This window comes from Falsiroseomonas sp. HW251 (genome assembly GCF_050563545.1).
Taxonomy (GTDB): domain Bacteria; phylum Pseudomonadota; class Alphaproteobacteria; order Acetobacterales; family Acetobacteraceae; genus Falsiroseomonas.
Map to the genome: position 1 here is coordinate 103,041 of NZ_JBNXUM010000008.1, position 21,788 is coordinate 124,828.

The window sequence follows — 21,788 nt, forward strand, 5'->3', positions numbered from 1 at the left end:
GGCTTCCGCTGCGATCGCGAGAGTCTGCCCAGGGTCGACGGCAGTCGCATGCGGAACGCCAGGAGGCGGTCGTGTCCGCCCCAGGAGGCGGCGGACCGGCTGCGGCTCGCGCTAGAGCACCCACTCCGCTGCCAGCGCGCTACGGCTTGCGCTACAGCGCTGTCAGCGGCGGGGACTCAACTTCGCATGCGGGCGAGAGTATGCCCCGGTTCAGCAGAAGTGGGCGCCGCGCGTCTCCACCGGCACCGCATAGAGCGACTGGCTCGCGGTCATGAACAGGATGTTCCGCCGCGACCCGCCGAAGCAGACATTCGACGTGACCTCCGGCAGCCGGATCTGCCCGATGCGGTCGCCGTTCGGCGCGAAGACGTGGACGCCGTCATAGCCATCCCCCCCGCCGCTCGTCGCCGACCAGATGTTGCCGCGCACGTCGGCGCGGATGCCATCCGCGAAGCCGGTCTTCTGTTCGAGCGCCATGTTGGCGAAGTTCCGGGGGTTGCGCAGCCGTGGGCCGTCCACGTCGTAGGCCCAGATGATGTTCTGCGCCTGCGGGTAGTGGGTGGAACCGGTGTCGGCCACGTAGCAGGTGCGGTAGTCCGGCGAGAAGCAGAGCCCGTTCGGCTTCAACGGCTCGTCGGCGACCTTCGTCACCTGGCCGGACTGCGCGTCGATGCGGTAGATCGCCTCCTTGATGAATGGGCGCGGGCTGTTGTCGGCCTCTGGCGCGCGTTCGCCCTCATAGCTGACGAGGGCGCCGTAGCCCGGATCGGTGAACCAGATGCTGCCGTCCTCGGGATGCACGATGCCATCGTTCGGCGCGTTGAAGGCGCCGTCCGGGCCACGCGCCGCGACCACGGTGATCCGCCCATCCGGCTCGTAGCGTGCGACGTCGCGGTTGAGGTGGCGGAAGGCTATCTGGCGACCTTCACGGTCGAAGGTGTTGCCGTTCGAGAAGCCCGACGGGCTGCGGAAGCGTCGGTGGACGCTCATGTCCTCCTCGTTCAGGCGTAGCGCCTCGTTGTTCGGTATGTCGGACCACACGAGAAAGCGCCCGGTGGCGTGCCAGGCCGGGCCCTCGGCCCAGAGCGTGCCGGTATAGACGCGCCGGATCGGTGTGTTGCCGATCGCCGCGCGGAAGCGCTGCGGGTCGAGCGTGATAATGTCGGGATCGGGGTAGCGCTGCGGCGGCGCATTGGGGCCCCAGCTTCGCTGCGCGGCCGCTGGCAGGGCGAGCGTTGCGGCAGCTGCGGCGAGCAGGCCTCGCCGCGCGAGATGCGTGTCGGTCATCCTGGTGTCCCCTCCTCGGCCATGCGGCACGGGATCAACGTGGCCCCCTGGACGGGGTAAATGGCGTCAAGGCTGCGCGAGAGCATCGTGTGGCGTTCGGACCGGCCGGTCCTTTGCTGGGGTGGGCGCCGTGAGATGCATGATGGCGCGCCAAGCCGGCGCCACCGCGTCGGGCACCAGCGGACCCTCCTGAAGCTTGCCGCCACGCAGTTGCGTGACGTGGTCGACGTCGGCGATACGACCCGCGTCGGTGGCAGACGGTGCGGATGATGGGCCTCGACGCGCCCGAGCTGCACGGCCGATGCCCTCCGCCGTCCACTCCACCCTCGCGTAGGAAGCCGGAGAGGCTCAAATGCAAGGTCGCCGTTCACGTGCCGGGGCACGTGGCCGCTGACGAACCCGGCGCCACGTTGGATATTCGATGGTCCGGGGGGCGGGCGGCCGAACGGTCTGACCGACGCACAACGAGGCACTCGTTCTGATCGTCGAAAACGGATACAGGTCGATGACCCTGGTCGGCGACGTGATTTGCCCCGTGCGGCTGCTTTGTGCTGCGGGTTCTCTCGCATTGGGCAGACCTGCTGAAAACAGCGATGGTGTCTTCTCCGGGGGGACGGGACATTTTCGGGAAGGAAGACCCTGCGCACCTGCGTGCGCTCGCGCAGGAATGTCGCGACCTCGCGCGGCGCATCAGCTTCCGGCCTGACCGCGAGCGTCTCCTGGAACAAGCGACGGCCTTGGAGGCGTCGGCCGACAGCCTGGAAGCCCGTCAGGCCGCAAAGCAGAACCGCGCGCCGGACGAGACGACGTCGCCCCGGAACGCCCGCGGACCGCGATAGCCGAAAGAACCAGTCGGCGACGTAGCCGTTGCGGGACGATGCTCGCCCGCCGAATGTTCCGCCCCGCCGTCCTGCGCTCTTTCTCCACCTCCGCCCGCTGGGCGGCGTCGGCCCTGCTTGCCTTCATCGCGTTCGGCATCCGGTACTGGCTCTTCGTACGGACGCCGGTGCTGCCCGACGACTGAAAGCTAACCTCAGAGGTCGGTGAGGGCGACGTCGGCGTCAGCCTGACTCGAACGTCAACGTCATTTTCGCGGTGGCCAGTCACGAGCACGAACTGCCGCGTATTTTCGGCCGCCTCCAGGCATCGCCGTCAGCTCGAGCGCACGGCCGAACCTGACCCGGCGCCGGCTGGTCGCCGGATCTGCTCACTCGCGGGCCACCTTCGTCCGCACGACGTAGCCGGCGAAGCAGAGCCCGCGCGCAAGCCGCGGCACTCGGGTGCGGCCGAACTGAGTTGGCACGTACGCCTGTGCAGCGCCCAAGCCGGCGCAAGTTCGTGCTGCCTGCGGCAGCGGTCGGTTCGCCGAACCGCGGCCGGGTCAAAGCCGTCCTGGGCTACGTCTTCGCGCAGTCCATCCGCAGCATCGCCGCCTCGATCGGCATCCTGCCCGACCGGCCCGCGCGGCGCGCCCGCGCCGTGGTGGAACGCTGCACGCTGGTCAACAACACGCGCGGCGGCCTGTTCGAGGCCTTCATCGGCCCGGGCGCGATCGTGGCGAAGGACCAGGCGATCGGCCGCGTCGTGGCGCTGGACGGACGGGAGGTCGAAGTGATCCGGTCGCCCGTCGGCCCGGCCTACATCGCCGCGATCCGCAAGACCTGGTCGGCAGTGACCTCCGGCGAGATGGTGGCAGAGTGCAACGAGTTTGTGGCCTCGTGGCGGGGGAGGCATCGCCGGCGTCGGCGTGACGAGCGCGGCCATGGGCCGCGTCGCGCGGTGCGGTCAGCCTCGGCTCGGCTCGGCTCTTGCCAGACGGCCTTAGACCGGCCGGGCCGGAAGCGAAGCCACGAAACGTTCCTGCGGCGGCGCCTCGCCCGGATTGCGCCAGCGTAGCGCGTGAAAGGCCACGTAGGGGCGGAACTCGTCATGCAGTCGTCGCAGTTCCGTCACCGCATCGCCGTGTCCATCGACGCGCAGATCGAGGATCGCGTGCTCCTCCGCCGCCTCGTGCACGAGCAGCGCGGCCGATCGCTCCGGCAGATGGCCCGCGCCGCCGACCTGGCCGCCAGCGTCGCGGCCGGCCTCTAGCGCACGCACCAAACGCTCGCCGAGCTCGGCTGCCGGATCGGCGGCGAAGGCCGCTGCCATTGCCTCGGCGACGCCTCGGTCCTTGAGCACATTGCCGCAGGCGACGAAATCCGGCCCGCCGACATGCCCGGCCCAGTCCCGGCAGCGCGGGCCGGTATGGCAGGCGGCGTCGCCGCGCTGGTCCAGCACCGCGACCTGACGGAAGTCGAATTGCGGGTCGGCGCTGCGCAGCATCTGCAGCACCTGCGCGGCGGGATGGCCGACGCGCAGCAGCCTTGCGCCGAGCGACTTCAGGGTCGGATTCACGAAGGCCTGGCTGGTCAGCGCGCCCACGCCGCTGATCACCACGGGGCACAGCCCGCCGACCGCCAGCGAATAGGTCGCGATCCCGACGCCCAGCGCACCCGTCCGGCCGCACCGTCCCAGCAGCGTGTAGGTCATGCGTTGCCCCTCATGCCTCGGCTCGGCCGCGTTACGTCGCGTCGTGCCGGCATCGGCGATGCGGGCGCCTTCACCGCCTGGTCAAGCCGGCGAAGCAGGTAGCCCGCGAACTCCTCGGCGGCTAGCGGCAACGCGCGGCCGCGCAGCGTCACGATTTCCACATGGCCCTGCGGCATCGGCGAATCCTCCACGGGCACCACGGCCAGATCGCGGTTCGGCGCCTCGCCCGCCACCATCAGCCGCGGCAGAAAGGTGATGCCCTTGCCGTTCAGGGCGAAGCGGCGCAGCAGGTCGATGGAGTTCGTCTCCAGTGCGGGCGTCAGGCGCAGACCAGCGGCGGCCAGCGCAGCATTCAGCAGCGTGCAGGTGCCGCCGCCGGTCAGCGGGATACCGATCGGCCATTGCAGGGTCTGGCGCACCGTGACGCTCGGCAGCGTCGCAAGCGGATGATCGGCCCGCATCACGGCGCAGAGCGGCTCCGCGATACGGCCGCGCACCTGCAGTTCCGGCACGGCGCTGCACCCGAAGGCGATGCCGATATCCGCCTCCGCTTCGCGCACGGCATCCAGCACCTGCGAACTGCCCGCGACGACGACGGCGAATGCGATCCCGGGATGGTCGGCGCGGAAATCCGCGATCGCCGTGGGCACCAGGTGTGGGATCGCGGATTCGATGACGTGCAGCCGGACGGTGCCGCGACGGAGGTTCTGCAGCGCATCGAGTTCGGAGCGAAGCCGCTCCGCGTGGAAGCTGGCTTCGCGCACATAGTCGCGCAACAGCGCGCCGGCCTGGGTGAGTTGCACGCCTCGGCGACTGCGTTCGAACAGGCGCGCGCCGACCTCATCCTCCAGCGCCTGGACCTGTCGGCTGACGGCGGATTGCGCGATGCGCAGGTGAAGCGCGGCGGCGCGGATCGATCCGAGCCGCACGATGGCGTCGAAGTAGCGAAGGGATGTTCTCAGCATGGCCATTGTCCCGACCTCCACGCCAACCCAGCATGATCCAATCCCGGCATCATGCGAACGCCTATTTTTGGCGTTCCCGTTCGGCGGGCTCGCGTGGTGGCATCAGCGAAGACGGCCGCGGGGCCGCTTTCCGTCGAGGAGGCCATCATGCCGGACATCACGGGCGAGGCGATCGACCAGCTCATCACCATCGAGGCCAAGAACCGCGGCATGCCGCACAACGTGCTGCGCACGATGTACCAGGCTGCCCGCGCGCGCTCCGGCGGACGGCCGCTCAGCATGCTCTGCGCGGAGGCACTGAAGAAGGCTCTGGGGCCGAAGGACACGGTGCTGGTGCTGACTGGCGCTGGCTATGAGCCGACGATGCCGAAGGGTGAGAGCGACGGCCCGCCCGGCGCCGTCTCGCTTGCGCGCGCGCTGTACAAGGGGCTCGGCGCCGTTCCCGTCTTCGTGAACGAGGCCTGCCACGCCGATCCCGTCATCGCCTCCTCCCTCGCGGCGGGGCTGATGGTGAAGACCTTCGAGGAAGCGCGGGACTGGAGGCTCGGCGCCGCGATGGAGAATGCGCCGCTGAACCAGAACGCGGTCGCGGCCTGGACGCAGGAACTGCTGGACCGCACCAAGCCGAAGGCCGTGGTCAGCGCGGAACGGCTAGGGCCCGGCATCAACGGCATCATCCACACCGCGACTGCCCTGCCGCTGCAGGGCCCCGAGAATTTCTGCCGCTTCGAGGTCGTGGACATCTCGCCCGTGGTGACGGAGGCGAGCAAGCGCGGCATCCTGACCATCGGCATCGGCGACCACGGCAACGAACTCGGCTTCGGCGCGATCCGGGACGCCGTGGTGAAGGCGATGCCGAAGGGCGAAATCCTCTGCACGACGGTCGAGACCGACATCGTCCTGCCCGCCATGATGTCGAACTGGGGCTGCTACGGCATCGAGGCCGCGCTGGCCTGGCTGCTGAAGAAGCCGGAGATCCTGCACTCGCCCGCGCAGGAGGAACGGATCCTGCGCGCCTGCCTCGACAACGGGGGCCTCGAGGCGATGTTCTGCACCACGGAGTTCTTCGTGGACGGGTTGATGGGCGAGACGTCGATGGCGGTGTTGCAGTTCCTGCGGGACATCGTGGGCAAGAACCTCGAAGGCGGCACCACCGGCCTGACGCACTGAGCAGGGAGCGCGCGCCATGTCGGACTATGTCGGCGACAACATCGACCGGCTCGTCACCATCGAGCTGAAGAACCTCGCCATGCCGCACAACATCGTCGTGAAGATGTACGATGCGGCGCGCGCGGAAGGCGGCGGCCGGCCGATCTCGATGCGCGCCGCAGAGGGGCTGATCGCCAACGTGAAGCGCCACGATGCCGTCTTCGTCGTCACCGGTGCGGGCTATGCGCCGGGCATGCCGACGGGCGAGAGCGACGGGCCGCCCGGTGCGGCCTCGATCGCGCGGACGCTGTATCGCGGCCTCGGCGCCGTGCCGGTCTTCGTTTGCGAGAACAAGCATGCCGGGCCGATCAAGGCGTCGTCGGAAGCGGCTACGCTGATGATCCGCCCGCCGGAGCCCGCGAAGCGCGGCTTCGGCGCGGCGGTGGAAACGGCGCCGGACGATCAGGGTGCGGTGAAGGCCTGGGCGGCCGGCCTGTTCGAGCGCTGGCAGCCCAAGGCGATCGTATCGATCGAACGGCTGGGCCCGGCGAAGGACGGCGTGGTCTACAACGCGACGGCGATCCCGAAGGGCCCGGAGACCGGCATCATCGACATCGCGGAGGTCTTCCACGAGGCGGAGCGGCGCAAGGTCTTCAGCATCGGCATCGGCGACCACGGCAACGAGATGGGCTTCGGCCGCATCCCCGACGCCGTCGCGCGCATCATGCCAAAGGGCGAGACGCTGTGCACTGTCGTGCGCACCGACGTGCTGTTCCCCTGCCTGATGTCGAATTGGGGCGCCTATGCGATCGAGGCCGCGCTGGCCTTCCTGCTGAAGGATCCCGCGCTGATGCATGGCTGGAAGGCGGAGGAGCGGATCATCCGCACCTGCCTCGACGCCGGCGGGCTGGAGGCGATGTGGTGCACCACCGACTTCATCGTGGACAGCGCGGACGGCGAAAGCTCGATGGCGGTGGTGCAGCTGCTGAACAACATGGTGCGCCTGGCACTGCAACCGCCTACGCGCGGCGTGGCCCACTGACGGGGCGCTACCCCTTCAGCGAGGCCACGAACTGCTCCTGTGGCAGCGCGACCTCCGGGTTGCGCCAGCGCTGCCGGCGATAGGCGATGTAGGGCGCGTAGGTCGTGAACAGCGCGCGCAGGGCGGTCACCGCATCGTCATGCATGTCGATGCGCAGGTCGTTCTGCGCGTGCTCCTCCTGCCCGTAGACGATCAGCGCGGCGGAGCGTTCCGGCAGGTGCCCATTGCCGCCGACCTGGCCGCCGGCGTCGCGCCCGGCCTCCATGCCACGCAGCAGGCGTTCCGCGAGGTCCATGCCCTCGGACTTCTCGAAGGCCTCGGCGATGGCATCCACGACGCCCGGGCCCGCCAGCACGTTGCCGCAGGCCACGTAGTCCGTGCCGATGCGATGCCCGGCCCAGGCGCGGCAGCTCGGGCCGGTATGGCAGGCGCCGTCGCCGCGGCGGTCCAGCACCGCGACCTGGCGGAAGCCGATCTTCAGGTCTGACGCAACCAGCAGTGCCAATGCGTGCGGCGCGGTGTGGCCGAGATCGAGCAGGCTCGCACCCAGCGTGCGCAGCTGCGGGTTTGCCCAAGCCTGGCTGGCAACCGCACCCTTGCCGCGCACCACCTGCGGGGCGGAAGCGCCGACCGCCAGCGAATAGGTCGCGATCCCGACGCCGATCGCGCCGGTCCGCGCGCAGCGCCCGAGCAGCGTATAGGTCATGGCGTCCTCCTCAGGCGGTGGCGGGGATGCGGATGCAAGCGGCGCTGTGGCCAGGCCCGACCTCGATGGCGGGCGGGAGGGCGTCGGCGCAGGCTGGCATCGCGATGGGGCACCGCGTGCGGAAGCGGCAGCCCGAAGGCGGCGCCGAGGGGCTGGGCAGGTCGCCCTGCAGCACGATGCGCTCGCGCGTCCGCTCGATCTCGGGGTCCGGCACCGGCGCCGCCGACAGCAGCGCGCGGGTGTAGGGATGCGCGGGCCGTGCGAAGACCTCTGATGTCGGGGCGTGCTCCACGATGCGGCCGAGATACATCACCGCGACGGCGTCGCTGACCTGCCGGACGACCGACAGGTCGTGCGAGATGAAGAGGTAGGAAAGCCCCAGTTCCTTCTGCAGGTCCTGCAGCAGGTTGATGATCTGCGCCTGGATCGAGACATCGAGCGCCGAGACCGGCTCGTCGCAGACGATCAGCTTGGGCTCCACCGCCAGCGCGCGGCAGATCGCGATGCGCTGCGCCTGGCCGCCGGAGAGTTCGTGCGGATAGCGCTCCAGCATGCGGGACGGGATGCCGACGAGGTCGAGCAGCCGCCGCACGCGCCGCGGCCTTTCCGGCCCTGGCGCCAGGCCGTGGATCTCCAGCGCCTCCGTGATCAGGTCCACTACCGGCATGCGCGGATCGAGCGACGCCGCGGCGTCCTGGAAGATGATCTGCATCCGCCGCCGGAAGGGCAGCAGCGCGCTGCGCGGCAGCGCCGCGATGTCTAGCCCGTCGCAGAGGATACGCCCGGCCGTCGGCTGCACCAGGCGCAGCACGGCAAGCCCCGTGGTGGACTTGCCACAGCCGGATTCGCCGACGAGCGCCAGCGTCTTCCCGCGCTCCAGCACGAAGGACACGCCGTCCACCGCGCGCACTGGCGGGGCCGTGCCGCCGATCAGGCGCCGCGGCGGCGCGAAATGCACCTGCAGGTCCTGGACCTCCAGCAGCGGCGCGCTCATGCCGCGCTGCGCTTCCAGAACGGGCGGAGATCGGCGTGGCAGGCCGCGGCATGCGCCTGCCCCATCTCGCGCATCGACGGCATCGCCGTGCGGCATGCGTCCACAGAGACGGCGCAGCGCGGCAGGAAGGGGCAGAGCGACGGCGGCTCCGACAGCGAAGGCGGCAGCCCCTCGATCGGCGTCAGCCGCGCGATGTCACGGTCGATCCGCGGCGTGCAGCCCATCAGGCCCACGGTGTAGCCATGGCCGGGGCGCGCGAAGACCTCGTCCACCGGACCCGTCTCGACGATGCGGCCGGCATACATGACGTTGACGCGGTGGCAGAGGCCCGCGACGAGGCCGAGATCGTGGCTGATCCAGATCACCGCGGTGCCAGTGTCCCGCGTCAGGCGTCGCACGAGGTCCACGATCTGCGCCTGGATTGTGACGTCGAGCGCGGTCGTTGCCTCGTCCGCGATGAGCACGCGGGGCTGGCAGGACAGCGCGATCGCGATCATCACGCGCTGGCGCATGCCGCCGGAGAACTGGTGCGGGAAGGCCGAGAGCCGCTTTTCCGCGAGCGGGATGCCAACCATCTCCAGCAGCTCGATCGCGCGGCGCTTCGCGGCATCGCGGTCCATGCCGCGATGGCGGCGCAGCGCCTCCGTGATCTGCCGCCCGATCGTGAGCACGGGGTTGAGGCAGCGCATCGGATCCTGGAAGATCATCGCCATGCGGTCGCCGCGCAGATCGCGCATCTGCCTCTTGCTGGCGGTCAGCAGGTCCATGCCATCGAAGCGCAGCGCGTCGGCCGTGACCTCGCCCGGCGGCTGCGGCACCAGCCCCATGATGGAGAGCGCCGTGACACTCTTGCCGCTGCCGCTCTCGCCGACCAGGCCCAGCACCTCGCCCTCATGCAGGTCGAAGGAAACGCCGTCCAGCGCGTTGGTCGTCCCGCGGTCGGTGCGGAAGCGCGTGCGGAGGTTGCGGACCTCGAGCAGCGGCATCAGCGCTTTTCCTTCGCCGGGCCGCTGCGCCAACTACGGGGATCAAGCGCGTCGCGCAGCCCGTCGCCGAGGAAGTTGATGGCCAGCACCGCGAGCATGATCGTCCCCGTCGGCGCCAGGAACATCCAGGGCGCGTCGGCCATGTAGCGCCGCGCCTCCGCGAGGTCGCGACCCCAGCTCGGCGTTGGCGGCTGGGTGCCGAGCCCGAGGAAGGACAGCGACGCCTCCGCGATCACGGCGGCCGAGAAGCCGATGGTCAGCTGCACGACGATCGGGCTGAGGATGTTGCGCAGCACGTGGCGCAGCGCGATGCGGCCGGGCGAGGCGCCGAGCGCGCGCGCGGCGGTGACATAGGTCTCCTCCCGCGCGGCCAGCGTGCTGGCGCGCACCAGGCGCACCAGCACGGGCACCTGGACGACGCCGAGCGCGATCATGACGTTGGTGATGTCCGGCCCGAGGAGCCCCACGATCGCAACCGCGAGCAGCAACGGCGGGAAGGTCAGCATCGCGTCCATCAGCCGCAGCACGACATTGTCCACCCATCCCCCCGCCAGCCCCGCTAGCAGCCCAAGCGGCACGCCGAGGAAGGAGGCGAAGGAGACGACCAGAAGCCCGACCGAGAGCGAGACCTGCGAGCCGTAGAGCAGGCGCGAGAAGATGTCCCGCCCGAAATGGTCGGTGCCGAGCCAGTAGACCTCGCCCGGCGGCCGCAGCTTCGCCGAGAGGCGCATCTGCGTCGGATCATGCGGCGCGACCAGCGGCGCCAGCAGCGCCGCCGCGCAGAACAGCAGCAGCACGACGAGCCCCGTCATGGCCGCGGGATTGCGGCGGAACTGCCGCGCGGCGAGGCGCAGCCCCGCGGCCCGGCGAACCGGACGATCCTCCTCGATGGCGGCGGAGGCGGCGATGCCATCCGGCATGTCAGTAGCGGATCCGGGGATCGAGCACGGAATACAGCAGGTCGGCCACCAGGTTCGTGAAGAGGAAGAAGATCGCGATCACCAGGGTGAACCCCTGGATCACCGGAAAGTCGCGGCTGACCACGGCGCTCAGCACCGCCGATCCCATGCCGGGGATGGCGAAGATGTACTCGATGGTGACCTGGATCCCGACGAGGTAGCCGAATTGCACCGCGACCATGGTGACGAAGGGGATCATCGCGTTCTTCAGCGCGTGCAGCAGCACGATGGTGCCCGGCATCAGCCCCTTCGCATGCGCGGTGCGGATGTAGTCCTGCGACAGCACGTCGATCATCGAGGACCGCAGCAGGCGCGTCAGCACCGCGGTCTGCAGCGTGCCCAGCGCGACGGCCGGCAGCACATAGGGGCGGAGGGAGGACAGCAAGCCGCCTTCCGCCGCTTCCTCCGTACCGATGCCGGTGATCGGGAACCAGCCCAGCGTGATCGAGAAGACGTAGATCAGGATCAGGGCCAGAGCGAAGTTCGGGATCGCGAAGCCCGCCACCGTGTAGCCCGTGCAGAGCCAGTCGATCCATCGGTTGCGATACAGCGCGGCGAGAATGCCGAGTGGGATGGACAGCACGATCGCATAAAGCATCGCCGCGCCGGCCAGCCTCAGGCTGACAGGGAAGCGCTCCGCCAGCATCTCGGTCACGGCCGTATTCAGACGAATCGAGCGCCCGAGATTGCCCTGCAGCAGGTCGCCGACCCAGTGGACATATTGCAGCAGCACCGGCTCATCCAGCCGGAATTCCGCGCGCAACGCCGCCACCGCCTCCGGCGAGGTCTGCATCCCCAGCATGATCTGCACGGGGTCGCCGGGCGTCGCGCGCACCACCAGGAAGACGGTCAGCGTCGCGACGACCAGTACGACCGGCACCTGCACGAGACGCCGGGCGAGATAGCTCCACATCCGTTTGCGCGCGCCTCAGGTCCAGGCGATCTGGTCCATGAACTCGATGTATTCCTGGGGCGTCGGCGTGAAGCCCGTCAGGCGTCGGTCGAAGATCTGGGTGAAGTTGACATTGCAGTGATAGATCAGCGGACATTCCTCAAGCGTTAGGTCGACGACCTGGTGGTAGATGGCCTCGCGCTTCGCGGGATCCGTCTCCTCCCGGCCGCCGTCGGTCAGGCGGTCCATCTCCGCGTTTCTAAGGGCGGAGGACGAGCCGCCGCTGTTGAGGAACCACCAGGAGGTTGCATCGGGGTCCGGCGCGACCAGTGTGATGTCCTCGAGGTGCTGCTCGAATCGGTTGTTGAGCCAGAGGTTATTGAAGCCGCCCATGTCCATGTTGCGGATGCGGTAGGTGATGCCGATCTGGCTGACCATGGCTGCGACGAGCTCGAGCTCCTTGCGCAGCCAGTCCTTGTCGCTGGTGATGACGTCCACGCTGTAGCCGCGCACCCCCGCCTGCGTCATCAACTGCCGCGCGCGGTTCAGGTCGCCGTTCTTGGGGTAGCGCATCAGCGACTGGCGATGGCCCATGTAGCCCGGCGGGATCTGATTGTCGGTGATTGTCGCCTCGCCCGCGTAGATCTCGTTGACAATGGCCTCGCGGTCGATGGCGTAGGAGATCGCCTGGCGGACCCGCTTGTCCATCATCGGCAGGTTCACCGTGCCCGTCAGGTTGAACTGCTGGTAGTCCCAGTTCCAGCCGACCACGGTAGTGGAGGTGAAGTTCGTGTTCCGCTTGGCCTGGGCGACCTCGCGCGGCTCGGGGTGCGTCATGAAGTCCAGCTCCCGCCGCTGCAGCGCCTGCAGCCGCACGCTGGAATCTGGGATGGCGCGGTAGAACAGGCGGTCCATCTTCGGCAGCCCCGGGCGCCAGTAGTCCGGGTTCTTCGAAAGCACCACCTCGGTCCCGCGCACGGATTCCACCAAGTAGGGGCCCTGGCCGATCGGTCGGCTCTGATAGGCCTGCGGCCCGATCTCCTTGTGCGCCTTCTCCGACACGACGTTGCCGCCATAGCCCAGCGTCACCGCCGGCAGCGGGCCGAAGGGACGCTTGGTCTTGATCTCCAGGACATGCGTGCCGTCCGTGCGCATCGTGTCCAGCGCGGAGAAGGAGGAGCCGAACCAGGCGCTGCGCGTGTCGATGTGGTACTGGAAGCTGTAGAGCACGTCCTGCGCGGTCATCTCGCCGTAGCCTCGCTGCCACTTCACGCCCTCGCGGATCTTCACGCGCCAGGTCAGCGGGTCGGTCTGCGTCCAGGCTTCGGCCAGCCAGGGAATGATGCGCCGGTTCTGGTAGTCGATGCGCACCAGGCCATCGAAGACGTTGTTGACAATCAACCCGCCCTGGATGTCGTGGCGCACCACGGGGCTGATGTTGCCGAAGTCGCCGCCAAAGACGCCGATGCGCAGGTCGCGCCGCGTGCCCTGAGCGAAGGCCGGCGTTGACAGGCGTGATGCCGCGACGGCGGAAGCGGCGCCGGCCAGCAGCCCGCGGCGTGACAGCGAAGCGGAGATCGCGTTCATCGGGCCCCCCGATATCTGGTGGTGTCCGCCTGTGCGACCTGGCGATCCCTTCCGGCAGCGCCTTGCAGGCGTCCTTGGGCGACTGCAGCACGTCGGCGGCGTGGATCGAAAGACGCATTATTGTGCGTGGCCCGATGCCCGTTCGGCATCGTCCGGGCGCCGCGGCGCCATGCCGGGTCGGCATCACCCCGGCACCATTATTGCGCCTTGGCCGCGGGCAGGGGTCGTTGTTCGCTGCCGGCGCAGCCAGGTGGAGGATGCCGTGCCTGACATCACGGGCGGAGCGATCGACCAGCTCATCACCATCGAAGCCAAGAACCGCGGCATGCCGCACAACGTGCTGCCGCCGATGTACGCCGCGGCGCGCGCGCTGGTGGGCGGAAGGCCGATCAGCATGGTCGCGGCGGAACGCCTGCGCGCCGCGCTGGGACCGAAGGACACGGTGCTGATCCTGACCGGCGCGGGCTATGCGCCGACCATGCCGAAGGGCGAGAGCGACGGCCCGCCCGGCGCCGCATCGCTGGCACGCGCCCTCTACAAGGGCCTGGGGGCGGTGCCGGTCTATGTGAACGAGGCCTGCCACGCCGACCCCGTCATCGCGTCCTCCCACGCCGCGGGGCTGATGGTGAAAAGCTTCGAGGAGGCGCGGGACTGGCGCCTCGGCGCCGCGATGGAGATCGGCCCGGCGAAGCAGGAAAACGTCGCGGCCTGGACCGCCGCGCTGCTGGACCGGACGAAGCCGAAAGCGGTGATCAGCACCGAGCGGCTGGGACCGGGCCTGGACGGCTACATGCACTACGCGACCGCGCTGCCTTTGCAGGGGCCGGACAAGGCCTGCCTGGCGGATGTCGTGGACATCTCGCCGGTGGTCACGGAGGCGAGCAAGCGCGGCATCCTGACGATCGGCATCGGCGACCACGGCAACGAGCTCGGCTTCGGCGCGATCCGGGACGCCGTGGTGAAGGCGATGCCGAAGGGCGAGATCCTCTGCACGACGGTCGCAACCGACATCGTCCTCCCCGCCATGATGTCGAACTGGGGCTGCTACGGCATCGAGGCCGCGCTCGCCTGGCTGCTGAAGCGGCCGGAGCTGCTGCACTCCCCGGCGCAGGAAGGCCGGATCATCCGCGCCTGCCTCGACGCCGGCGGGCTGGAGGCGATGTACTGCACGACCGACTTCGTGGTGGACAACCTCGCCGGCGAGACGTCCATGGCGGTGCTGCAGTTCCTGCGCGACATCGTCGGCAAGAACCTCGAAGGCGGCACCACCGGCCTGACGCACTGACGGGGCGCACCATGGAAGACCGGATCACGACGATCGCCTGCGCCAACATCGACCGGCTGACGACGGTCGAGATGCGGCGGTCCGACTATTCGCGCGGCGTGATCGCGCATCTCCACGAAGCGGCCGTCGCAGCGCAGGGCGGCGGCCCGTTGTCGCTGCTCGGCGCGCGCTTCCTGCAGGAGAAGGTGCTGGCCGGGCGGCACGTCCTGATCACCACCGGCGCCGGCGACCCGAAGCATTTGCCGGCCGGCGAGACCGACGGCCCGCCAGGCGCGACGCAACTCGCGCGCCTGGTCTGCGCGCTCGGCGGTGTGCCCATCCTGCTGACCGAGGCGGACTACGTCGCGAACCTGGCGGCAACCGCGCTCGCCACGGGCCTCGGCCTGCGCGCGCCGGAGGTCGTGAGGGAGATCCCCTACACCACCGCCGTGTTGCCGATTGCCGCCGGGCCACAGGCGGAGCAGGAGGCCGAGGCCCTGCTGGCGCGCTTCGATCCCTGCCTGCTGATCTCCATCGAGAAGATCGGGCCGAGCCCGGCCGGCATCGGCCACACCGCGTCCGGCATGCCGACGCACCCGTCGCGAGCCCGGGCGGAATGCATTTTCGACCTGGGCGCCGCGCGGGTCATCGCCTCGCTCGGCATCGGCGACAACGGCAACGAGATCGGCTTCGGCAAGATCATCGACGCCGTGCGCACGCACAAGCCGCGCGGCGAGGCGCTGGCCACCCGCGTCGCGACGAACGTACTGGTGCCCGCGAACTGCTCGAACTGGGGTGCCTATGGCATCGCGGCGGCGCTGGCGATCCTGCGCAACGACCCGTCGCTGCTGCACAGCGCGGAGGAGGAGCGGCGCATCGTCACGGCCTGCGTGGACGCCAACGCGGTGGACGGCTCCACCGGCCGCCACATCCTGGAGGTGGACGGCATGCCGCTTGCGGTGCAGTGCGCCCTGATGGACATGCTGCACGGCATCGTGCGCAACGCATTGATCAGGGGCTACAAGCGGCCGTTCTAGAAGCCCCGCGCGCGCGGCGGGTCGAGCTCCCGCGCGGCGATGTTGTTGAGCAGCGTGACGACGGCGGCGTTGGCAACCGCTGGAATGCCGTCGCATTCCGCGATCACCCCACCGCCGCCGCCATCGGTCAGGCCGAGCCCCACGCCGACATGGTGCAGCGCGACCTCGACCTCGGGGTCTCGGCACAGAGAGAGGTCGCCGCGCCGCATCGCCAGCGCCGCCATCACGCCATAGCTGCCGAGATTCGACGTGCTGCCGATCACCAGGATGTCGGTCGGCAGCGCCGAATAGATGCCGCCGCCGCAGGGCGTCGCGGCTTCCTGGTTGTGCTCCGGCATCCGCGCGATCAGCGCCTCCCGGATGCGGCCGAAACCGACCTCGTTGCCGCCGTCGCCGATGCCGATGGTGGTCCGGCCGAGCGCCGTCGCGGTGCGGAACAGGTGGTCCACGTTCACCTGGAAGGCGTCGCGGGGCACGCCGCTGATGCCGTGCAGATGGCCGTTGATGTTGCCGCCGAGCCGCTCGATGGCGATGACGATGTCGGCGCCGCGCGCGATCTCCTCCTGTTGCGCCGTGTCGCCCATGCGCAGCGTGGCGGCCGCGGTGCCGAGCTTCATGAAGCGCAGCAATCCCTCGATCGGGGGGATGCATTCGATGTCCGACCAGATCGTGGCGTCATGCCCGATGGCGCCCAGCGCGCGGGCCAGCGCCACCGCGCCGAAGGGGCCGTCGTTCTCGCCGGCCGGCATGTGCTGCGGAACGGCAGCGCCTGTGACGATCGCGACCTTCCCGGGCGGGCGATCCAGCGCCGCCGCCGCGGCCAGCACCAGCGGCTGGTCCGACTGCGCGCGGGCCGTCTCGTAGAGCACCCATTTGAAGCCCCTGCCCCGGCCGCGGCGGCGCATCTCCACCGCCAGCAGCCGGTCCATGTTGTCGGCCGCGATCTCCATCGCTCAGAAGCCCCGCTGGTAGCTCTTGAGGCTGTTGCCGACGACCTCGTGCAGCATGGTGATCAGCGAGGTCTGCACGGCCTGCGACGTGCCATCCACCATCGGCACCTGGCGCGCATAGGCGCCGTCGAAGGCGCCGGCGGCGGCGCAGGCCAGGATCATGCGGTCCTCGTCCGCGGTGGAATGCAGGACCTCCGGCCGGCGCTCCAGGGCAGCGAGCGCCGCGGCGATGCCATAGGCCCCCCAGTTCGACACCGCGGCGGAGAGCAGCACGTCGGTCTCCACGATCGTGGCGACGCCCTGCCCGCAGGGGCATTTGCACACCCGACCCGCGGGCTGGATGCCGCGCACGGCCTCCGCGACCTTGCCGAAGCCGATCTCGTTGCCGCCGTCGCCGATGCCGACGGAAAAGACGCCGCGCGCCTTCGCCTCGCGCGCGATCTCCTGCGCGTTCGCCATCATGTCGTCGGTGCGGCCGGTGCCGAGGATGGAATGGAAGATGCCGGCGCTGTTGGGCCCGGCCTTCTCCACGAAGACGACGGCCTTGGGCGCGAAGCGGTCGAACAGCCGCGCCGCTTCCTTCGCGCCGGCGTCCTTGCCCAGCGGGAACACCGAGGCGGCGGCGACGCCGTCGCGCTTCGCGAAGTCGCTCTCCGCCATCACGGCGAGGCCGATCCCTTCCGAGGACGCGATCACCGGGCCCATGTTGCGCTCCTCCGCGACATAGACCGGCTTGGCGCCGAGTCCGACCTCCAGCGCGCGCGCGATCGCGGCGGCGCCGGGCGGGCCATCGGTCTCGCCCTTCGGCAGCCAGGGCGGCGTGCCGGCGCCGGTGACCACCAGCACGTGGTCGCCGCGCTTCAGCGCCTTGCGGAGGCCATCGGCGGCGAGAAAAGTCAGCGGTACGTCGCCCTGCGCGGCGCGCGCGGCGTCGTACAGGCGATGCGTCACGCCGCGCGGCAGGCCCTGGCCGAAGCGCATCTCGATGTTCACCAGGCGGTCAATGTATTCGCAGGTGATCTGGTCCACGCGGCACCTCCCTCGATGCCGGTGATTGCGCCGCCGCCGGGGCACGCCTGCAAGCGCGAAAATCTCGCGACCGACGATGCCGCGCGGGCATCGCCGCGCCGCGTTCAGTCGAGCTTGCGCCCGGCATAGCCGGCCGGCCGCTCCAGGTGCTTGCGCACGATGTTGCCGAGGATCTGCACGACCGCGACCGACGTCTCGCCCTCCAGCCCGTCCACCAGGAACTCCGCGGAGAAGGCCATGGCTTCCAGCACGCCGGCCTCGAAGCAGCGGCGCAGGACGCGGTCCTCGACGGCCGGCGTATGCATCAGCCCGGCATCGCCGAGCCGGCAGGCCAGCGCGGCCTCCACGGCATAGCTGCCCCAATTGGCATTGGCGGCCGGAAAGACGAAGTCGGCGCCCACCGTCGTCGCGAGCTTCGCGCCATGCGGCATGACGGCGACGGTCGTCTCGCGGATCGCGCCAAAGCCGGCCTCGTTGCCGTGGTCGCCAATGCCGATGGTCAGCGCGCCGGCTCCGGCGGCCAGGCTCATCATGGCCGAGATGTCGGTGACCCCACGATTGATGCCGTTCGGCCCGGACAGCGGCAGGCCCCGCGCGGCATAGATCGCGCCGTCCTCGCCGGGCGCCAGGCGCTCGATCGCGATCACCGCAGCGGGGCGCAGCGTGGCGACGAGGTCGCGCATCCAGGCATCGGCCTCATGCTGTTCCGCCGGCGCGGCCGCGATCACCGCGCCCATGCGCGTCTCCAGCGCCTCCGGCAACGGACGCAGGCTGAGGCTGGACGCGGTCGCCGCGGCGGCCATCACCTCGGCGTGGTGCGCCTCCACCGCGAATACCGGCACCGCGCCGAGGCCCTTGTGCAGGATGCGCGCAAGCGCCGCTGCGCCGGGCGGACCGTCGCTCTCGCCCTTCGGCATGGTCGGCATGTAGCCCGCGCCCGTCAGCAGGATGACGGCGTCGCCGGGCTTCACGCGCGCCAGCAGCGCGTCGGCGACGGCGGAGGCAATCGGCCCGCCGGCGAGCGCGCGGGCCGCGTCGTACAGTGGCCGCAACACACCGCGCGGCATGCCGGCGTTCTTGATCTCGAGCGTGACGAGCTGGTCCAGCGCCTCGCCCGTGAAGTCGGTCGTCATGCCGCGCCACTCCTCATCGTCCGACGCGCTTGGGATCGAGCAGCTCCCGCAGGCCGTTGCCCAGCAGGTTGATTCCCAGCACCAGCAGGATGATCGCACAGCCCGCGAGGTTGGCGATCCACGGCGCGACCCAGAGGCGTTCGCGCCCCTCCGCCAGGATGTTGCCCCAGGTGGCCGTCGGTGGCGGCAGGCCGAGGCCAAGGAAGGACAGCGCGGTCTCCTGCAGGATCAGCTGCCCGACCTGCAACGTCGCGACGACGCTGAGCACCGGGATCATTTGCGGCAACAGGTGCCGCCACATGACATAGCCGCTGCCGGCGCCGGCGGCGATCGCGGCCTCGACATAGGGACGTTCCCGCAGGCTGCGCCCGAGGTTGAAGGCGACGCGCGTGTAGACCTCCCACCCCGCGAAGCCGAGAACGAGGATCAGCACCGTGACGCCGCCGCCGAAGACCGCGACGACGACGATGGCCAGCAGGATCTCGGGGATCGCTTGCCAGGCGTCGGCGAAGCGCATCACGACCTGCTCGACCCGCCCGCCGAGATAGCCCGCGAGGATGCCGAGCGTTGTGCCAATGGACAGCGCCAGCACCATGGAGACGAGCCCGACCAGGATCGACAGGCGCGATCCGAAGACGAGCCGGGACAGCAGGTCGCGACCGAAATTGTCGGTGCCAAGCGGATGCGCCCAGGATCCGCGGTCCGCCCAGACCGGCGGCCGCAGCCGCGCCATCAGGTCCTGTTCGTAGGGGTCGAAGGGCGCGAGCAGCGGCGCCAGCACCGCGCAGGCCACCATCGCCAGCACCAGCGTGGCGCCGATCGCCACCTTGACGCGCGGGCCGAGTAAGCGGCGGCCCATCCGCTCAGCGCAGCCTGATGCGGGGGTCGATCGCGGCCTGCACGATGTCCACCAGCAGGTTCGCAAGCACGATCGTGACCGCCACCACGAAGACGCCCGCGATCACGACGGGGACGTCGCGCTGGAAGATCGCGGCCACCATCAGCCGCCCGACGCCGGGCCAGGCGAAGACCGTCTCCGTCACCACCGCACCCCCCATCAGCCTGCCAAGCTGCAGGCCGATGAGGCTGACCACGGGGTTCAGCGCGTTGGGCAGCACGTGACGGAACAGCGCGCGCGCCGAGCCGACGCCGCGGGCCCGCGCGGTGGCGACGAACTGCTCCCGCGCCGTCTCCAGCACCGCGGTGCGCGTCACCAGGATGAAGTTCGGCAGCAGGAAGGCCGTCAGCGTCAGCGTCGGCAGCACGGCGCCATGCCAATCCTCGCGCCCGGACGTCGGTAGCCATCCCAGCTCAAGCGCGAAGAGCTGGATCAGCAGGATGCCCAGCCAGAAGGACGGCATGGACTGCCCCACCACGGCCAGCGCCGTCAGCGCGAAGTCGGGCAGGCGGTCGTTCCACACCGCGGCCGCGATGCCGCCGAGCACGCCCAGCACGACTGCCAGCACCAGCGCCATCGCCGCGAGTTCCAGCGTCGCGGGCAGTCGCGCCATCACGACCTCCATCGCCGGCGCGCGGTGCTGCAGGCTGGTGCCGAAATCGCCGCGCAGCAGGTCGCCGAGGAAGCCCGCGAATTGCAGCGCCAGCGGCCGGTCGAGGCCGAGGCTCTCCCTCAGCAGCGCCTCCTGCTCCGGCGTTGCGTCATTGCCGAGGTAGATCGCGACGGGATCGCCGGTCAGGCGCAGCACGACGAAGACGAAGACGACGACGATCAGCAGCGGCACCGGAACCAGCAGCAGGCGCCGCAGCAGATAGGCCAACTAGCGCAGCTCCACCCGGTGAAGCCGCAGCAGGCTGTCGCGCGGCGGGTTCCAGCCGGCGGCGACGCGGTTGCTGCGGCCGAAGATGCGCGGCAGGCCGAAGAGGAAGATGGAGGGCATCTCCTCGTGCATGATTTCCATCATGCGGTTGTAGGCGGCCCGGCGCGCGCCTTCATCCAGCGTGTTCCGCGCTTCCTCCCACAGCCGGTCGAATTCGGCGTTGGTCCAGTAATTGCGGCGGCTCGCCTCGGTGTACCAGACCGTGTTGAAGTCGGCATCGCCGACGCTGAACCAGCCGACTTGGTAGATCGGCCCCTGTTCGCGGGCGCGTTCCATGCGCGCCCAGACCGCGCCCTCCTGCACGGCGACCGAGGTCCGGATGCCAACGGCGCGCATCATCCCTGCCGCGGCATTGGCGATGTCGACGTCGGAGAGGTAGCGGCCGGACATGGTGTTGATGCGGGTCTCGAAGCCGTCGGGATAGCCGGCCTCCCTCAGGAGGGCGCGGGCGCGGGCGGGATCATAGGGGCGCGCGCGCAGGTTCGGGTTGTGGCCGAAGGTCGCGCGGGTGACGAGTTGCCCGTCCAGCACGCTGCCGTTGCCCTCCAGCATCTGCTGGTGGATCTGCGGCTTGTTGATCGCGAAGTCCACGGCCTGGCGGACCCGGACATCGTTGAACGGCGGCACGCGCGTGTCGAAGGTCAGCACCAGGCTGACGGAGCTTTCGACGGCGTCGATGGACAGGTTGCGCCGCTGCCGGACGGACGGGATGAGGTCCACCGGCACTTCCTCGATAATGTGCGTCTCGCCCGCCAACAGCGACGCGACGCGCGTCGAGCCTTCCGGGATGGTGCGGATGCGCAGGCGCTCGACGCGTGGCCGGCCGCCCCAGTAGTCGGCGTTCGCGGTGAGGTCGTAGCGGTCGCCAGGGATCCATTCGCCGTAGAGCCAGGGCCCGGTGCCGACGGGACGCCGCCAGGCCTGGTCGGGGCCGAGCCGTTCCGAGATCGCCTTCTGCTCGATCGCGATGTCCGCAAGGCCGCGCAGCAGCAGCGGCGCGGGGTTGGTGGTGCGGATGTCCACGGTCTGCGGATCCACGACCTCGACCGAGGCGATGCCCGCGATGCGGCCCTTGCGCACATAGACCGTGCGCGGGTTGGTCACGTACTCGATCGTGTACTTCACGTCTTCCGCCGTGAAGGGCGTCCCGTCGTGCCAGCGCACGCCGCGGCGGAGGTGGAAGCGCCAATGCGTCGGGCTCAGCGTTTCCCACCGCTCCGCAAGGGACGGGACGATATCGTCGTTGTGGTCGCGCGCGACGAGCGGATCCCAGGTTTGCGAGACCAGCGAAAGCGTGTTGTAGCCGGCTGCCGCGGGGCTGATGCTGTCCGTGAAGATCGCGGCGCCCACTACAAGCGGCCCGCGCTGCTGCGCGACGGCGGGAAAAGCGACGGCGATCGCCGCGGCCAGGGCGAGGAGTGGCTTGCGCATCGCAGTC

21 protein-coding genes are annotated in these 21,788 nt (G+C 69.9%); 6 read left to right on the forward strand and 15 right to left on the reverse strand.

The window, feature by feature from the left end:
* Positions 1-210: 210 nt before the first annotated feature.
* Positions 211-1,287, reverse strand: coding sequence for an SMP-30/gluconolactonase/LRE family protein (locus ACLF3M_RS11595; protein WP_430657085.1), 1,077 nt, complete (start codon positions 1,285-1,287; stop codon positions 211-213).
* An 877-nt stretch (positions 1,288-2,164) separates the two neighbouring features.
* Here ACLF3M_RS11595 and ACLF3M_RS11600 point away from each other — a divergent pair.
* Both ACLF3M_RS11600 and ACLF3M_RS11605 read left to right on the forward strand, forming a co-directional pair.
* Positions 2,165-2,311, forward strand: coding sequence for a hypothetical protein (locus ACLF3M_RS11600; RefSeq protein ID WP_430657086.1), 147 nt, complete (start codon positions 2,165-2,167; stop codon positions 2,309-2,311).
* Between the two features lie 314 nt (positions 2,312-2,625).
* Positions 2,626-3,183, forward strand: coding sequence for a hypothetical protein (locus ACLF3M_RS11605; protein ID WP_430657087.1), 558 nt, complete (start codon positions 2,626-2,628; stop codon positions 3,181-3,183).
* On the opposite strand, the gene ACLF3M_RS11610 is transcribed toward ACLF3M_RS11605, so the two are convergent.
* Positions 3,109-3,819, reverse strand: a complete 711-nt coding sequence (locus tag ACLF3M_RS11610) for a DUF1028 domain-containing protein (RefSeq protein ID WP_430657088.1) — start codon at positions 3,817-3,819, stop codon at positions 3,109-3,111. The genes ACLF3M_RS11605 and ACLF3M_RS11610 overlap by 75 nt on opposite strands.
* Positions 3,816-4,805 (reverse strand): LysR family transcriptional regulator, encoded by a 990-nt coding sequence (locus tag ACLF3M_RS11615; protein WP_430657089.1) that lies wholly within the window; start codon positions 4,803-4,805, stop codon positions 3,816-3,818. Before ACLF3M_RS11615 ends, ACLF3M_RS11610 begins: the two co-directional genes overlap by 4 nt.
* Before the next feature lie 126 nt (positions 4,806-4,931).
* Here ACLF3M_RS11615 and ACLF3M_RS11620 point away from each other — a divergent pair, with 126 nt between their 5' ends.
* Both ACLF3M_RS11620 and ACLF3M_RS11625 read left to right on the forward strand, forming a co-directional pair.
* A complete protein-coding gene (locus ACLF3M_RS11620) occupies positions 4,932-5,954 on the forward strand; it encodes a glutamate cyclase domain-containing protein (RefSeq protein WP_430657090.1) in 1,023 nt (340 codons plus the stop codon).
* Positions 5,955-5,970: 16 nt separating this feature from the next.
* Entirely contained in the window at positions 5,971-6,975 is a 1,005-nt protein-coding gene (locus ACLF3M_RS11625) for a glutamate cyclase domain-containing protein (RefSeq protein WP_430657091.1), read from the forward strand.
* Between the two features lie 7 nt (positions 6,976-6,982).
* Here the strand turns inward: ACLF3M_RS11625 and ACLF3M_RS11630 are convergent, their stop codons facing one another.
* The 6 genes from ACLF3M_RS11630 to ACLF3M_RS11655 are packed head-to-tail and all read right to left on the reverse strand — an operon-like array spanning position 6,983 to position 13,099.
* Positions 6,983-7,681, reverse strand: a complete 699-nt coding sequence (locus tag ACLF3M_RS11630; protein WP_430657092.1) for a DUF1028 domain-containing protein — start codon at positions 7,679-7,681, stop codon at positions 6,983-6,985.
* Positions 7,682-7,691: 10 nt separating this feature from the next.
* Positions 7,692-8,675 (reverse strand): ABC transporter ATP-binding protein, encoded by a 984-nt coding sequence (locus tag ACLF3M_RS11635; protein ID WP_430657093.1) that lies wholly within the window; start codon positions 8,673-8,675, stop codon positions 7,692-7,694.
* Positions 8,672-9,661, reverse strand: coding sequence for an ABC transporter ATP-binding protein (locus tag ACLF3M_RS11640; protein WP_430657094.1), 990 nt, complete (start codon positions 9,659-9,661; stop codon positions 8,672-8,674). Before ACLF3M_RS11640 ends, ACLF3M_RS11635 begins: the two co-directional genes overlap by 4 nt.
* A complete protein-coding gene (locus ACLF3M_RS11645) occupies positions 9,661-10,581 on the reverse strand; it encodes an ABC transporter permease (protein ID WP_430657095.1) in 921 nt (306 codons plus the stop codon). The genes ACLF3M_RS11640 and ACLF3M_RS11645 overlap by 1 nt, the downstream gene beginning before the upstream one ends.
* A 1-nt stretch (position 10,582) precedes the next feature.
* Positions 10,583-11,533, reverse strand: a complete 951-nt coding sequence (locus ACLF3M_RS11650) for an ABC transporter permease (RefSeq protein ID WP_430657096.1) — start codon at positions 11,531-11,533, stop codon at positions 10,583-10,585.
* A gap of 15 nt (positions 11,534-11,548) precedes the next feature.
* Positions 11,549-13,099, reverse strand: coding sequence for an ABC transporter substrate-binding protein (locus tag ACLF3M_RS11655; protein ID WP_430657097.1), 1,551 nt, complete (start codon positions 13,097-13,099; stop codon positions 11,549-11,551).
* Positions 13,100-13,361: 262 nt separating this feature from the next.
* Here ACLF3M_RS11655 and ACLF3M_RS11660 point away from each other — a divergent pair, with 262 nt between their 5' ends.
* Both ACLF3M_RS11660 and ACLF3M_RS11665 read left to right on the forward strand, forming a co-directional pair.
* Positions 13,362-14,384, forward strand: coding sequence for a glutamate cyclase domain-containing protein (locus ACLF3M_RS11660; RefSeq protein WP_430657098.1), 1,023 nt, complete (start codon positions 13,362-13,364; stop codon positions 14,382-14,384).
* An 11-nt stretch (positions 14,385-14,395) separates the two neighbouring features.
* Positions 14,396-15,400: a glutamate cyclase domain-containing protein gene (locus ACLF3M_RS11665; protein ID WP_430657099.1), complete on the forward strand. Its 1,005-nt coding sequence runs from the start codon at positions 14,396-14,398 to the stop codon at positions 15,398-15,400.
* Here the strand turns inward: ACLF3M_RS11665 and ACLF3M_RS11670 are convergent.
* From ACLF3M_RS11670 to ACLF3M_RS11695, 6 genes are all read right to left on the reverse strand, one after another.
* A complete protein-coding gene (locus ACLF3M_RS11670) occupies positions 15,397-16,350 on the reverse strand; it encodes a glutamate cyclase domain-containing protein (protein WP_430657100.1) in 954 nt (317 codons plus the stop codon). The two genes, ACLF3M_RS11665 and ACLF3M_RS11670, sit on opposite strands and share 4 nt — an antisense overlap.
* Before the next feature lie 3 nt (positions 16,351-16,353).
* Positions 16,354-17,379, reverse strand: a complete 1,026-nt coding sequence (locus ACLF3M_RS11675; protein ID WP_430657101.1) for a glutamate cyclase domain-containing protein — start codon at positions 17,377-17,379, stop codon at positions 16,354-16,356.
* 104 nt (positions 17,380-17,483) lie between these two features.
* Positions 17,484-18,512: a glutamate cyclase domain-containing protein gene (locus ACLF3M_RS11680; protein WP_430657102.1), complete on the reverse strand. Its 1,029-nt coding sequence runs from the start codon at positions 18,510-18,512 to the stop codon at positions 17,484-17,486.
* A gap of 13 nt (positions 18,513-18,525) precedes the next feature.
* A complete protein-coding gene (locus tag ACLF3M_RS11685; protein ID WP_430657103.1) occupies positions 18,526-19,371 on the reverse strand; it encodes an ABC transporter permease in 846 nt (281 codons plus the stop codon).
* A 4-nt stretch (positions 19,372-19,375) separates the two neighbouring features.
* Positions 19,376-20,290, reverse strand: coding sequence for an ABC transporter permease (locus tag ACLF3M_RS11690; protein ID WP_430657104.1), 915 nt, complete (start codon positions 20,288-20,290; stop codon positions 19,376-19,378).
* On the reverse strand, positions 20,291-21,781 hold the full coding sequence (locus ACLF3M_RS11695; RefSeq protein ID WP_430657105.1) for an ABC transporter substrate-binding protein: 1,491 nt from the start codon (positions 21,779-21,781) through the stop codon (positions 20,291-20,293).
* Between the last annotated feature and the right edge of the window lie 7 nt (positions 21,782-21,788).

Excerpts from the sequence above, each read along its gene's own strand:
- ACLF3M_RS11695 (WP_430657105.1), bottom strand. The coding sequence starts at position 21,781 with ATGCGCAAGCCACTCCTCGCCCTGGCCGCGGCGATCGCCGTCGCTTTT.
- ACLF3M_RS11595 (WP_430657085.1), bottom strand. The coding sequence starts at position 1,287 with ATGACCGACACGCATCTCGCGCGGCGAGGCCTGCTCGCCGCAGCTGCC.
- ACLF3M_RS11625 (WP_430657091.1), top strand. The coding sequence starts at position 5,971 with ATGTCGGACTATGTCGGCGACAACATCGACCGGCTCGTCACCATCGAG.
- ACLF3M_RS11610 (WP_430657088.1), bottom strand. The coding sequence starts at position 3,819 with ATGACCTACACGCTGCTGGGACGGTGCGGCCGGACGGGTGCGCTGGGC.
- ACLF3M_RS11685 (WP_430657103.1), bottom strand. The coding sequence starts at position 19,371 with ATGGGCCGCCGCTTACTCGGCCCGCGCGTCAAGGTGGCGATCGGCGCC.
- ACLF3M_RS11670 (WP_430657100.1), bottom strand. The coding sequence starts at position 16,350 with ATGGAGATCGCGGCCGACAACATGGACCGGCTGCTGGCGGTGGAGATG.
- ACLF3M_RS11635 (WP_430657093.1), bottom strand. The coding sequence starts at position 8,675 with ATGAGCGCGCCGCTGCTGGAGGTCCAGGACCTGCAGGTGCATTTCGCG.
- ACLF3M_RS11640 (WP_430657094.1), bottom strand. The coding sequence starts at position 9,661 with ATGCCGCTGCTCGAGGTCCGCAACCTCCGCACGCGCTTCCGCACCGAC.
- ACLF3M_RS11665 (WP_430657099.1), top strand. The coding sequence starts at position 14,396 with ATGGAAGACCGGATCACGACGATCGCCTGCGCCAACATCGACCGGCTG.
- ACLF3M_RS11650 (WP_430657096.1), bottom strand. The coding sequence starts at position 11,533 with ATGTGGAGCTATCTCGCCCGGCGTCTCGTGCAGGTGCCGGTCGTACTG.
- ACLF3M_RS11645 (WP_430657095.1), bottom strand. The coding sequence starts at position 10,581 with ATGCCGGATGGCATCGCCGCCTCCGCCGCCATCGAGGAGGATCGTCCG.
- ACLF3M_RS11655 (WP_430657097.1), bottom strand. The coding sequence starts at position 13,099 with ATGAACGCGATCTCCGCTTCGCTGTCACGCCGCGGGCTGCTGGCCGGC.
- ACLF3M_RS11680 (WP_430657102.1), bottom strand. The coding sequence starts at position 18,512 with ATGACGACCGACTTCACGGGCGAGGCGCTGGACCAGCTCGTCACGCTC.
- ACLF3M_RS11620 (WP_430657090.1), top strand. The coding sequence starts at position 4,932 with ATGCCGGACATCACGGGCGAGGCGATCGACCAGCTCATCACCATCGAG.
- ACLF3M_RS11600 (WP_430657086.1), top strand. The coding sequence starts at position 2,165 with ATGCTCGCCCGCCGAATGTTCCGCCCCGCCGTCCTGCGCTCTTTCTCC.
- ACLF3M_RS11630 (WP_430657092.1), bottom strand. The coding sequence starts at position 7,681 with ATGACCTATACGCTGCTCGGGCGCTGCGCGCGGACCGGCGCGATCGGC.